This window comes from Chryseobacterium sp. FH1 (assembly GCF_000735135.1).
Lineage (GTDB): Bacteria > Bacteroidota > Bacteroidia > Flavobacteriales > Weeksellaceae > Epilithonimonas.
Window position 1 is genome coordinate 141607 of record NZ_JPLZ01000007.1, and the last position, 12403, is coordinate 154009.

Below are 12403 nucleotides of genomic sequence, written 5' to 3' on the forward strand. Positions count from 1 at the left end.
AAATTTGTTCCGACGAATTTCGGGAATTAAAATCTAACCACAAAAGTCACAAAAGAAAAACGCAATATTTGTCATTCTGGAAGAATTTGAGCTAGATTTATTTTTTAATTCCACAGTGACAGAAATAAATCTAAGGTTTTACTTAGACTTTCTAGGGTTTCTGCTGGATTCAAAATCAATTCTAATAACAATTTTGGAATGAAAGCTAACATTTCAACACCAATTGCCATAATTGGTAATATTAAATAAGCCCAGATTGGAAACTTAAATTTAGTTGTCAAGCCATTAAAAATAGCCTTAAACGCCATTGTCATTCTGTCTCTGTAATGCCACAAAATTAAGACATCTAAAATTAAATAATAGGAAAGTCGCCAGTAAAAACCGGACATTTTCACATAAGTGATATCGACTATCAGAATGTTTAGAAATATTGGAATTGAAATTAAAACACCTAATATAAGAGTTCGATTGTAGAGCAAAAGCAAGCCAGCAATGATTTGAGAAATGCCGATGAAAGATTTGAAAGGTTCGTGGTCAAACAAATACCAACTAAGCTTAAAAAGACCTAAGTCTTTTACGGGAGTTGCCATTTCTTCAAGAGAAATTCCAAATTGTCCATCGTCTAACTTGCTCCATCCATAGCTCAACAATGTCCACGCGAGTAGAATTCTTGCACAAAGGATAAAATAATCGAATAGTTTTTGCTTTTTTGCTGTCATTGATTATTAATCCTTAATCTTCGACTTAAACTTTTTCTGATAACCTTCCCATTCTCTTCTGGACTTGATGGTTTTATATTCGTTAGAGGCAATCATTGAGAAATATGGTTCAACTTCTTTCGCTTTTAAAAAACCAGAAAGGCTTGTGATTGGGTCAGTTTTTTCATCCAAAAATACCATTGTCGGAATCATATTGATGTTCATATATTTGGAAAACTGATGAAGTGTGGATTTGCCTTTTTTGCTTTTGTATTCAGGATTTGTAAACTTGTGTCCAAGAAAAGTGACGGTGGAATTTCCATCACTTTCAAACTTCACGGCATAGAAATTTTCATTGATGATTTTTGCAATCTCGGGATGATTGTAGGTTTTTTTGTCCATCTCTTTGCACGGCTCGCACCAATCTGCGTAGAAATCGATAAGGATTTTTTTCGGTGCCTTTTTCTGAGCTTCCAACGCTTGGGAAATCGTCATCCATTGGACTTGCGCCATTCCAGCAGTTGGAATCACGAAGAGAATCATTAAAATTAATATTTTTTTCATCTGTGTTTGGATTGTTGAAAAGGACTTTAGTTAAATCATTATCTCACTTCTTGCATTAGTTTTTTCACGAGTGGAGATATCAAAATTAGCACAACGCCCGCAATTAAGGCGTATAAACCCAATTGTTTGTATCCATCGGTGTAAGTGATGAGGGCGTCGTAATTGTTGGCTCCGGTTTTCACTTTTGCCATTCCCGCTCCGATTTGTCCTGCGACATATTGCCCGTAAGCAGAAGCCAAAAACCACATTCCCATCATCATTCCCTGCAGTTTTTCGGTGGAAAGTTTTGTCATAATCGATAATCCGATTGGAGAGAGGCACAATTCCCCGAAAGTGATGACCAACAGTGCGATTGTAAAAATATTTAGTGAAGTAATTCCTTGTAAAGTTGCAAAGAATTTGGTTGCAAAAAGCACGTAATATCCCAATCCAAGAAAGATGAATCCTAACCCAAATTTGATTAATGTATTCGGTTCCAATTTTCTTTTGCTCAACCAAATCCACAGCAAACCAACGATTGGCGCCAGAAAAATTATGAAGAATGCACCTCCGGAATTGTTCACACCATTCGGGTCTAATCCCAGTAAATCTTTGTTCAGATTGTTCGCCGCGAAAATACTTAATGAACCTCCAGATTGCTCATAAATTCCCCAAAAAACGATTGAGAAAATGATGAAAACCAAGGCTGCCCAAAGTTTGTTTCTTTCGGAAGAGCTTACTTTTGTCATTTCATAAAATAGATAAATCAGCGTCAAAGGGCCGACTGTCCACATAAAATAATCTGTGTATTCAGGAACAGAGACCATTATCATAATTAATGGAACGAAAACTAAGGATAAGATATAAACGCTGTACTCATTCCATTTTGCTAAGGCTGAGAAAGTGCCGTCCGCATTTAATCTTTGAGGTTGAAGTCCGATGGGACCCAATTGTCTTTGAGTGAAAATAAAATTAACCAAACTAATCACCATCACGATGGCTGCCAAACCGAAAGCCACATTCCATCTTTTGTGTTCTGGGATTAAGTGAGATAACATTTCACCTTTTCCAATCGCAATACAAAGATAACCACCTAAAAGTGCGCCCAGATTGATTCCCGCATAGAAAAGTGAAAAACCTGCATCGGTTCTGGAGTCTCCAGATTTGTAAAGTTTTCCAACCATTGTGGAAATATTCGGTTTGAAGAAACCTGTTCCTACAACAGTAAATGAAATTCCGAGGAAGAAATAATCGTGTGGATTAGTCGCCAAAATTAAACTTCCGACAATCATCAACAATCCTCCCCAAAATAGAGACTTCCTAAATCCCAAAATCTTATCCGCAAAAAGTCCACCCACAAATGTGAATGCATAAACGAAAGCCTGTGTTGCGCCATATTGTAAATTCGCTTGCTCATCATCGAACTTGAGTTGTGAAATCATAAAGAAAACTAACATTCCACGCATTCCGTAGAAGCAGAAACGTTCCCACATTTCGGAGAAAAAAAGAGACCAGATTTGTTTTGGATATTTTCCTTTGAAATCTTGTATTTGTTCGAGAGTTAAGTTCATAGATAATGAATGGTAATAGATTAATTTGTGACTCAGTGCGTCACGAATTTGTTATTTTGATTTTTTGTCTTCTTGTTCGAGCTCAAAACGAATTCTGTCTTGGTCTATGATTCGTTTAAGCTCTTCCTCCTTCGGGAGATAGAGCAGATATTTGCTTGCGAACAGATTGTTTTTATCATTAAGGACAGAATATTTTACTATGGTTTCGTCCTTTTCTGAGCAAAGTAAAATTCCGATTGTAGGATTATCGCCTTCGTTTCGTTTCAAATCATCGTACATTCTGACGTACATATCGATTTGACCAATATCCTGATGAGAAAGCTCGCCAGTTTTTAAATCAATAATGACGAAGCACTTTAGAATGTAGTTGTAGAAAACCAAATCGATGTAGAAATCTGATGTGTCTGTGGCAATATGTAGTTGTCTTGCTACGAAAGCAAAACCTTTCCCAAACTCCAACAAGAATTTCTGAATGTGGTCGATGATTGCAGTTTCGATTTCTTGTTCTGATATTTTTTCATCAGTTTTCAAACCCAAAAATTCAAAAATATACGGGTCTTTTAAAACGCTGTGAATATTTTCAACGGGAGATTTTTTATGTTGAAGAACTCTTTCGTATGCAAGGGAATTGATTTGTCTCTTTAGGTCTCGAACATTCCAATTATTTTGGACAGCTTCTTCAAGATAGTATTCCCTTTTTTCTTTATTTTCTTGAGTTGACAGCAATCTGTAATGTGACCAACTCAATTGTTGAGACAATGTGTCAACAATTGGAAAGGCTTGATAAAACTTTCTCATATTAGAAAGATTCGTATAATCAAAACCTTTCCCAAACTCTAAAGTCAGCTTTTCCGAAAGATTTTTCAAGACAAATTTTCCATAAGTAGCACGGTCCTTTCCTTGCTGTTCATCTTCAACGATAAGTTGTCCAATCTGCCAATATGATAGCAATAGCGTAGAATTCGCAAGTCGAAAAACACGTTCGCGCGATTGGTTTATAATTTCTTTTACAGAAAAAAACAAAGAATCTTCGGAGATTTCCATCGTACGAATTTAACAAAAAACCACCGAATATTCGGTGGTTTTTAAAAGATATGTTTTCTTATTTTATCTTATTCCGTGCATCATTTTCTTAAGTACTGGAGAGATTACAGCCAGTAAAATAGCAGCAATTCCACATAATACTACGAATACCATAAAGAACTCAAACAAATTGTGGATGGTAACTCCAGCAAATGACGTGTATTCTGTTGGTAATTGAGCTGTTGAAAAAGCTTTGGCCTGTTCAGGGTTTAGGGTTGTTTTTTTGTCTAATACATCCTGAAGATTAACGCCTATTTCTTTTGCTTTGGTAAACTTGTCGCCGGTTGCTGGGATGATAGCTCCCAAAGTTCCTGCTAAAGCATAGCCCGCTGCATTGGCGATGAAAAAGACACCATATAATAAAGATGCAAATCTTCTTGGCGCTAATTTACCAACCAATGATAATCCAATTGGAGATAAACAAAGTTCCCCACAAGTTTGAATAAAATATAGAAGCACCAACCATTTGATAGCCAAAAGACCATTGTTGCCTAAATCTTTTACATTATACGCAATGATGAAATAACTCAATGCAATTAAAGCAAGACCAATCGCTTGTTTGAAAGGAGAAATCGGTTCTTTTCCTTTTGCTCTCAGTTTATCCCAAAGAATACTGAATGGAACAGCAAGGATTACAACAAATAATCCATTGAATATCTGAACCATTGATGCTGGCATTTGCCATCCAAACAAGAATGTTCTGTCGGTTTGATTGGATGCAATGAATGTTAAAGATGAACCAGCTTGTTCGAATGCTGCCCAAAAGAAGATAATAAAGAAAGAAACGATGTATATTACCCAGATTCTTTGTCTTTCAATTTTATTTTCAGCAGAACTCATTATCAGGAATGCCAGTGCAACACCTGCAGAATAGATAAATGGATAAATTATTCCTTTGACCAATTGACCCATTCCTACTGAACTGAACCCAAATTCGCTAACCAATAGATATCTGAAAACAAAGAAAAGTAGAATGAATAAGACTACTGCAATCCCAATGTTCTTTCCAGCGAATTTTGCAGTCTGAGATTCTCCATCTGCAAAACCTTCTTTGCTATTGTTTTTCGGTAATCCACCAATTGGTAATCCTTCAGGATTTACTACATATTTATCCTTTAGGATAAAGAAAATTAATGTTCCCAGAATCATTGCCCCGCCAGCCAGCAGATAGCCCCATTTGAAAACAAAAGGGTCTTGTTTTCCATCTACAACAACATCGGCAACGATTGGAACGATATATTGACTCAAAAGTGCTCCAATATTAATACCCATATAGAAAATGGTAAAAGCAGAATCCAGTTTCGTCTTTTCGCTCGGTGGATAGAGACTTCCAACCATCGAAGAAATATTAGGTTTGAAAAATCCGTTTCCAAAAATTATGACTAAAAGTCCAAGCCAGAATAAACTTTTTGAAAAATCCAGATTGCTGTCAAAAGTAGTTGCACTGTAAAATAAAAGTAGTTGACCGATGGCCATCAAACTTCCGCCAAGCATAATACAATATCTGTTACCCAAAAATCTGTCAGAAATAAATCCACCTAAGAGCGGAGTAAGGTAGCATAATGCTAAAAATCCTCCATAAATAATAGAAGCATCTGATTCTCCTAGCATCAAAGCGTGAACCATAAATAGACTGAGAATCGCTCTCATCCCATAAAAATTAAAACGCTCCCACATCTCTGTACTGAAAAGTACCCATAAGCCTTTAGGATGTTTTGAATTAGTCTGTGCTGTCTCCATATATAATTTGTTAAATTTTCTTAAAGGTAACAAATATAGTTTTTTTTCATAAACGGGAAACTTAAATTGCGGACGATTAACACAATTAAATTTGATAATCCTAAAATTATGGAAATCCGAAAATCAAATCCAGAAAATATTAACCAAATAATGGGTTGTATCGACACAGCCAGACAGCTGATGCGCGAAAGTGGAAACCTAATCCAGTGGACCAATGGTTATCCTTCCAGAGAATTGATGTTGGATAGTATTAAGAATGGATTTAATTTTTTGATTATCGAAAATGATGACATCGTTGCGACTTTCGATTTAATTATTGATGATGACCCAAATTATGCAATAATCGAAAACGGCGCTTGGCTTAATGACGAAAAATACGGCGTCATCCACAGATTAGCATCCAACGGAAAAGCAAAAGGCGTCGCGAGATTCTGCTTCGAATGGTGTTTTTCCCAATTCCCAAACATCAGAATCGATACGCACGAAACCAACATTGCAATGCAAAAAGTCTTGGAAAAACTCGGTTACGAAAAATGCGGAATCATCTATGTTGCTGATGGAACGCCAAGGTTAGCTTTTCACAAAATAGATGATAAGGGGTAAATGGTAATCGATTAATTAACAATCTGTTATCATTCATCATCTATCAATTATAAATTAGTTTCCGCTTTCTTTCATTATTTTATTAAGTCTCTTCAACATCGATAATCCTAGCAAAGTCGCGAAAATCAGCAAACCAAAATTGACCAAGAAGTAGTTGGCTTTGTTTTCATAATTGTACCACGTGCTGGCAAGGATTCCGGACAATTTGTTCCCAACCGAATTGGCTAAGAAAAATCCACCCATCATCAAGGCGGTCAATCTTGCTGGCGATAATTTGGAAACGAAAGACAATCCCATTGGCGAGAGACAAAGTTCACCAATTGTAATTACGCCATAAGATGCGGCCAGCCAAAGTGCAGAGACTTTTTCTGCGCCATTGTTCCCAGCGTAAACTGCGCCAACCATCACCAAACAAGACAATCCGGAAATGAATAATCCCAAAACAATTTTTGTAGGCGTCAAAGGTTCTTTGCCTTTTCTTCTTAACAGTGCCCAAAAACCTACAACAACCGGCGTGAGTGCAATCACCCAAAATGGATTGATAGATTGGAAGAGTTCAGTGTTGTAAAGGAAAACCGGTTTACCCGCTGTGGCTTCTAATTCTGCTTTTTTCTCTGCTGACACATTTCTAAAATAGATATCTTTTCCTGTTTGCTTCAAGGTTTTTCCGTCCGCATCTTTCTGAGAGCGAAATTGCTCGTCAAAAACAGGCGTTTGCTTATCAGCGAAACTTTTTTCTTCTACAAGATATAGCGATGCAAGCGGTTTTTCCACTTTTTCAGAAACACTTCTATCTGTGTAATAATTTGCCCAACGTGTCAATGCCGTTCCGTTTTGTTTGAAAACCGCCCAGAAAAACATACTGATCAAAAATATCGAAAGCAAAGCGCCAATCGCAGGTTTTTCAATTGGATTGGATTTGAAATAGAGCGATACATAAAAGTAAATCACAGGAACGCAAGCGAAAATAAATGCATCAGTATTCGTACTTCCAAAAATATTAGTTCCCAAAATCATAGTTGGAACAAACCAACCGATAACACCAGCACCAATAGCCGGAACAAATACCTTCATCAGGATTTCGGAAAGTTTGGTGTCACCTTCCTGACTTGGTTTCATAATCGCAGCGTGCCTGTAATGTTTCAAACCAATTGTGAAAATCACCAATCCAAGCAACATCCCAACTCCGGCTGTGATAAAAGCTTCGCCCCAACCAAATTTGTTGCGCATAAATGCGGCGATGATGTTACAGATAAATGCTCCAATATTGATTCCCATATAGAAAATATTGTAGCCAGAATCTTTATTCGCCTTGTACGGTTCTTCGGAATAGAGATTTCCCAGAAGTGTGGAAATCGTCGGTTTGAAGAAGCCATTTCCGATGATAATTAATGCAAGCGAGCCATAAAATAAAGGCAATTCTTTAAAAACACCAACGCCAATGTACCCTGCAGCCATCAAAACGCCACCAAGATAAATCGATTTGATGTAACCAAAAACACGGTCGGCCAAAAATCCACCAAGAAATGGTGTAAGATACGTCAACGCGATGAAAGTTCCGAAAATATCGTCTGCATCTTTATCAGGAAAACCCAATCCTCCAGTCATTCCTTGTGGTTCAATAAGATAGAGGACAAAAATCCCCAAAATCAAATAATAACCAAAACGTTCCCACATTTCTGTGAAAAATAGATAGGGTAGGCCTTTAGGATGTTTAGTTTTCATATAGTTTATTTTCTTGCGTCGTAAAAATAGAATTTTAAAGTGAATAAAAAAATTTTAATAACTTGGATAAAAAGTAGTCCAAATGGCAATCACAATAAAACATTTAGAGGATAATATCAAAACACTTCCTGAGGATTTGTACGATGAGGTTAATGATTTTGTGGATTTTTTGAAATTCAAATATGAAAGCAAAGATTCAAAAGATTGGTCAGATAATTTGACAACGTTTCAAAAAAGTTCAATTGAAAAAGGTATTTCCGACATAGAAAATGGAAGAACTTATTCTCATGAAGAAGCAAAACAAAGAATCAAAAATTACCTTTTGGAAAAATCAAAATGATGGAAATTGTTTGGTCGGATGAGGCTTTGAGAAATTATTTCAAGGTTCTGGATTATCTTTTTGGTAATTGGTCAGTCAATGAAATTGAAAATTTCGAAAATAGTTTTGACGAGTTAGAATAACGAACAATTCGGAAATATGTCCAAGGTCAAAAATTCTGAACTTTAGAAAATGTTTGATGATAAATATAACTCTTTAGTTTATCAAGAAATTAATGGGAAAATATTTTTAATTTCTCTGATTGATAATAGAAGCTCTCATCAATATTAAATAAAAATCCGCAAAAGAAACATCTTCTGCGGATTTTTTTATCTTCCAGCTTCGGTCTTCCGACTTCCAGCCTTTTACAAATGCTCCAAAATAAAATTCGTCATTTTCTCATAAAGCTGAGGTCTGGTTTGTCCACCGTAGATGCCGTGATTCTTGTCCGGATAAGCCATAAATTCAAACTGTTTTTTGTTTTGAATCAATGCTTCCGAAAACTCCATTGAGTTTTGGAAATGCACGTTGTCATCCGCTGTTCCGTGGATTAATAGGAATTTTCCTTTTAATAATTGCGCAAAAGTCGTTGGTGAGTTTTGGTCGTAGCCTTCCGAATTTTCTTGTGGCGTTTGCAGGAATTTTTCTGTGTAAACGCTGTCGTAATATCTCCAGTTTGTCACTGGCGCAACCGCGATTCCCAATTTGAAAACGTCTGCACCTTTTGTCATTGCCAACGAACTCATATAACCTCCATAACTCCAACCAAAGATTCCGATTCTAGATTTGTCTATATAGGATTGATTTCCAAACCATTGTGCGGACGAAATTTGGTCTTCGATTTCATATTTCCCCAATTGCTTGTAAATCACTTTTTTGAATTTCGAACCTTTGAAACCAGTTCCACGCCCGTCCACACAAGCAACGACGTAACCTTTCTGAGCCAGCATTTCGAACCAGATTCCGTTTCCACCATCCCAAGAATTTGAGACTTGCTGAGAACCAGGACCAGAATATTGGAACATAAATAATGGGTATTTTTTGTTCGGGTCAAAGTTTTTTGGTTTGATAATCCAAGCGTTCAGTTGGTCGCCTGCAGAATTTGGAATGGTGATAAATTCCTTCGTTACAAAGCTGTCTTTCTGAAGCTTAGAAAGCAATTCGTTGTTATTTTGAAGTTCTTTGATTTCTTTACCAGACGCATCTTTCAAGACATATCTATAAGGTGTTCCAGCCGTAGAATTTGTATTAATGAAATAATTAAAAGTCTTGCTGAAACTTGCCGAGTTGTTTCCTTCAGGATAAGAAATCAAAGTCGTTTTACCAGAATTGATGTTCAGTTTGGAAACGACTTTGTTCAAACTTCCTTTTTCTGTGGTTTGGATGTAAGCTTCTTTCGTTTTTGGGTTGTAGCCGTAATAATCCGTGATTTCCCAGTTGCCTTTTGCGACTTGTTTTTTCAGTTTTCCGGCTTTATCGTACCAATACAATTGTCTGTATCCATCACGTTCCGAAGCCCAAAGGAAAGAATTGTCATCCAAAAATTCCAAAGTCAGATTGTCGGTTTCTATCCAAGCGTTGTCGGTTTCTGAGAACAGTTTGGTTAAGTTTCCGGATTTTGTATCCACTTTTATCAAATCAACTTGGCTGTGATGTCTGTTGCTGGTTGCGATGACGATTTCGTTGGCATCATTGGTTTGCCAGATTTGAGGAATATAATGATTCTCGAAACCTGTGATATTCAAAGATGTTGTTTTCCCTGAATTTAACTGATATAATTGAGCGGAAACCGTTGAGTTGGTTTCTCCTGCTTTTGGATATTTGTATCGCATTTCTGTTGGATAAAGCGATTTTCCGTAGATTGGAATGTAGATTTCCGGAACTTTTGACTCATCAAATTTCACGAAAACAATTGCGTCGCCGGCTTTGTTCCACTGATAATAATCTGCGTGACCGAATTCCTCCTCATAAACCCAATCGCCAAGGCCGTTGATGATAGAATTTTTCTTTCCATCATTTGTAATTTGAGTGATTTTTCCTGAAGTTAAATCCTGATAAAACAAATTATTGTCAACGACGAAAGCGACTTTGCTTCCGTCTGGAGAGAATTTCGGTTCCTGAATGTAATTGCCGTTGTTAAGAGGCATCACTTTATTTGATTTCAAATCTTTGACATCAAATTTTCCCAAAAATGAATGTCTGTAAATCGACTCACTTTCTTTTTGCAACAAGATTTTGGATTCGTCGGCAGAGAAAATATACGATTCGAATTTCCCATCCACGATGTTTCCGGATTTCTGAGACGTTTTGTAATTGTATTTTGCGATGCCGTCTTTCTCGATGGTAGCGTAGTTTTCGCCGTCATTCAAGGATGCAATTCCAGCGATTCCTTTTCCGCGGTAATAGCCGGAATAGATTTTATCGAGCGTAATTTCTTGAGCATAAGTGTTTTGTGAGAAAACTGCTGTCATCGTAACGACAGCAAAAAGGACTTTCTTCATTTTTAAGATTTTAATGACGTAAATATAATAAAGATATATCGTTTTGAATGTAATCTTGAAACGGAGAATTGCTAATGCGTGAGGGATAGTAGTGGAAATCCTTTTTTGCGGGGGAATTGGTGAGGGGAAAAGATTGCAACGGATAGCCCGACCCGAGCGGTGGCATTAGGATTGGCGAGGGGCACGCCCAAATACTGATAACTGTCAATCGAAAACTATCGTCCAAATTTCTTATCTTTGCGCCATTATTTTTCTCACTTAAAACGTTTATAGCATGCAACTGTATAACACCTTAAGCGCAGAAGAAAGAGCCAGACTTATTGATGAAGCTGGTAAGGAACGCCTTACATTGTCTTTCTATGCGTATGCCAAAATTGAAAATCCAAAGAAGTTTCGCGACGATTTATTTATAGCCTGGAATGCCCTCGATGCGCTCGGCCGAATCTATGTGGCGCACGAAGGAATCAATGCTCAGATGAGTGTTCCTGCTGACCAATTTGAGGCTTTTCGTGAGACGTTGGAAGCTTACGATTTTATGAAAGGCATTCGTCTGAATGTGGCTGTGGAACAGGATAATCACTCGTTTTTGAAGTTGACGATTAAAGTTCGCAACAAAATTGTTGCGGATGGTTTGAATGACGAGACTTTTGATGTTACGAATAAAGGAATTCATCTTAAGGCGCAGGAGTTTAATGAATTGCTGGCGAATCCGGATACGATTGTGGTGGATTTCAGGAATCATTATGAAAGTGAAGTTGGGCATTTTGAAGGCGCAATTACGCCTGATGTTGAAAATTTCCGAGAAAGTTTGCCGATTATCAATGAGCAATTGCAGGATTTCAAAGAAGATAAAAACCTTTTGATGTATTGTACTGGCGGAATCCGTTGTGAGAAGGCGAGTGCGTACTTTAAACATCAAGGTTTCAAAAATGTTTACCAATTGGAAGGCGGAATCATTGAATATGCGCGTCAGGTAAAGGAAGAAGGTGTTGAAAGTAAGTTTGTCGGGAAGAATTTCGTGTTCGACCACAGATTAGGCGAAAGGATTACGGACGATGTTATAGCACAATGTCACCAGTGCGGAAAACCTTGTGATAATCACACGAATTGTGCTAATGATGCTTGTCATTTGTTGTTTATTCAATGTGATGACTGTAAAGCGGTGATGGAAAATACCTGTTCTTCGGAATGTTTGGAAATCATTCATTTGCCTGTGGAAGAGCAATTGGCGTTGAGGAAAGAACTTCAGGTTGGCAATAAAGTTTTCCGAAAAGGGAAATCTGAAGCTTTGAAGTTTAAAAATTCTGGGGAATTGACCGATAAACCTTTGGCTAAGGCAAAAGATATTCGCCAGAAGATAAAAGTGAAAAAAAACTTGATTGGAAAGGCAGAACATTATTATACCAAGTCTCAAATTGCTCAGTTTTTACTGTCGAATGAACTTTCTGTTGGTGACACAGTCTTGATTTCCGGACCCACAACTGGTGAACAAGAGATTGTCATTAATGAAATGGTTGTGAACGGAAATTCTGTTGAGACTGCAAAAGCAGAGGACCAAATTACTTTTGAGCTTCCATTCAGAGTAAGATTGTCTGACAAATTGTATAAAATTTTATAAAA

The 12403-nt window shown here is 37.2% G+C and carries 11 protein-coding genes; 4 read left to right on the forward strand and 7 right to left on the reverse strand.

Annotated elements, in window-relative coordinates; all coding sequences use genetic code 11:
• Window positions 1–104: 104 nt before the first annotated feature.
• The 5 genes from IO90_RS16525 to IO90_RS16545 form a co-directional block, all read right to left on the reverse strand.
• The gene (locus tag IO90_RS16525; protein WP_034969842.1) at window positions 105–719 is read right to left on the reverse strand and encodes a DoxX family membrane protein; all 615 of its coding nucleotides are present in this window, start codon (window positions 717–719) and stop codon (window positions 105–107) included.
• A gap of 6 nt (window positions 720–725) precedes the next feature.
• A complete protein-coding gene (locus tag IO90_RS16530) occupies window positions 726–1262 on the reverse strand; it encodes a thioredoxin family protein (RefSeq protein ID WP_034969845.1) in 537 nt (178 codons plus the stop codon).
• 38 nt (window positions 1263–1300) lie between these two features.
• Complete coding sequence (locus tag IO90_RS16535; protein WP_034969847.1) at window positions 1301–2812, reverse strand: peptide MFS transporter; 1512 nt, start codon at window positions 2810–2812, stop codon at window positions 1301–1303.
• 51 nt (window positions 2813–2863) lie between these two features.
• Entirely contained in the window at window positions 2864–3856 is a 993-nt protein-coding gene (locus tag IO90_RS16540; protein WP_034969850.1) for a YhcG family protein, read from the reverse strand.
• Window positions 3857–3919: 63 nt separating this feature from the next.
• A complete protein-coding gene (locus IO90_RS16545; RefSeq protein WP_034969853.1) occupies window positions 3920–5635 on the reverse strand; it encodes a peptide MFS transporter in 1716 nt (571 codons plus the stop codon).
• Window positions 5636–5743: 108 nt separating this feature from the next.
• Here IO90_RS16545 and IO90_RS16550 point away from each other — a divergent pair, with 108 nt between their 5' ends.
• The gene (locus tag IO90_RS16550; RefSeq protein ID WP_034969855.1) at window positions 5744–6238 is read left to right on the forward strand and encodes a GNAT family N-acetyltransferase; all 495 of its coding nucleotides are present in this window, start codon (window positions 5744–5746) and stop codon (window positions 6236–6238) included.
• 54 nt (window positions 6239–6292) lie between these two features.
• Here the strand turns inward: IO90_RS16550 and IO90_RS16555 are convergent, their stop codons facing one another.
• Window positions 6293–7963: a peptide MFS transporter gene (locus IO90_RS16555; protein WP_034969858.1), complete on the reverse strand. Its 1671-nt coding sequence runs from the start codon at window positions 7961–7963 to the stop codon at window positions 6293–6295.
• 82 nt (window positions 7964–8045) lie between these two features.
• On the opposite strand from IO90_RS16555, the gene IO90_RS16560 reads away from it, so the two are divergent.
• Together IO90_RS16560 and IO90_RS18885 are read left to right on the forward strand one after the other, a co-directional pair.
• Window positions 8046–8303, forward strand: coding sequence for a DUF2281 domain-containing protein (locus IO90_RS16560; protein WP_034969863.1), 258 nt, complete (start codon window positions 8046–8048; stop codon window positions 8301–8303).
• Window positions 8300–8425: a type II toxin-antitoxin system RelE/ParE family toxin gene (locus tag IO90_RS18885; RefSeq protein WP_117596606.1), complete on the forward strand. Its 126-nt coding sequence runs from the start codon at window positions 8300–8302 to the stop codon at window positions 8423–8425. The genes IO90_RS16560 and IO90_RS18885 overlap by 4 nt, the downstream gene beginning before the upstream one ends.
• A gap of 222 nt (window positions 8426–8647) precedes the next feature.
• Here IO90_RS18885 and IO90_RS16565 read toward each other — a convergent pair whose 3' ends face one another.
• Complete coding sequence (locus tag IO90_RS16565; RefSeq protein ID WP_034969867.1) at window positions 8648–10783, reverse strand: S9 family peptidase; 2136 nt, start codon at window positions 10781–10783, stop codon at window positions 8648–8650.
• 274 nt (window positions 10784–11057) lie between these two features.
• Between IO90_RS16565 and IO90_RS16570 the strand changes: the two genes are divergently transcribed.
• Entirely contained in the window at window positions 11058–12401 is a 1344-nt protein-coding gene (locus IO90_RS16570) for a rhodanese-related sulfurtransferase (RefSeq protein ID WP_034969870.1), read from the forward strand.
• Window positions 12402–12403: the final 2 nt, after the last annotated feature.

Excerpts from the sequence above, each read along its gene's own strand:
- IO90_RS16560 (WP_034969863.1), top strand. The coding sequence starts at position 8,046 with ATGGCAATCACAATAAAACATTTAGAGGATAATATCAAAACACTTCCT.
- IO90_RS16555 (WP_034969858.1), bottom strand. The coding sequence starts at position 7,963 with ATGAAAACTAAACATCCTAAAGGCCTACCCTATCTATTTTTCACAGAA.
- IO90_RS18885 (WP_117596606.1), top strand. The coding sequence starts at position 8,300 with ATGATGGAAATTGTTTGGTCGGATGAGGCTTTGAGAAATTATTTCAAG.
- IO90_RS16525 (WP_034969842.1), bottom strand. The coding sequence starts at position 719 with ATGACAGCAAAAAAGCAAAAACTATTCGATTATTTTATCCTTTGTGCA.
- IO90_RS16545 (WP_034969853.1), bottom strand. The coding sequence starts at position 5,635 with ATGGAGACAGCACAGACTAATTCAAAACATCCTAAAGGCTTATGGGTA.
- IO90_RS16535 (WP_034969847.1), bottom strand. The coding sequence starts at position 2,812 with ATGAACTTAACTCTCGAACAAATACAAGATTTCAAAGGAAAATATCCA.
- IO90_RS16570 (WP_034969870.1), top strand. The coding sequence starts at position 11,058 with ATGCAACTGTATAACACCTTAAGCGCAGAAGAAAGAGCCAGACTTATT.
- IO90_RS16540 (WP_034969850.1), bottom strand. The coding sequence starts at position 3,856 with ATGGAAATCTCCGAAGATTCTTTGTTTTTTTCTGTAAAAGAAATTATA.
- IO90_RS16530 (WP_034969845.1), bottom strand. The coding sequence starts at position 1,262 with ATGAAAAAAATATTAATTTTAATGATTCTCTTCGTGATTCCAACTGCT.
- IO90_RS16550 (WP_034969855.1), top strand. The coding sequence starts at position 5,744 with ATGGAAATCCGAAAATCAAATCCAGAAAATATTAACCAAATAATGGGT.
- IO90_RS16565 (WP_034969867.1), bottom strand. The coding sequence starts at position 10,783 with ATGAAGAAAGTCCTTTTTGCTGTCGTTACGATGACAGCAGTTTTCTCA.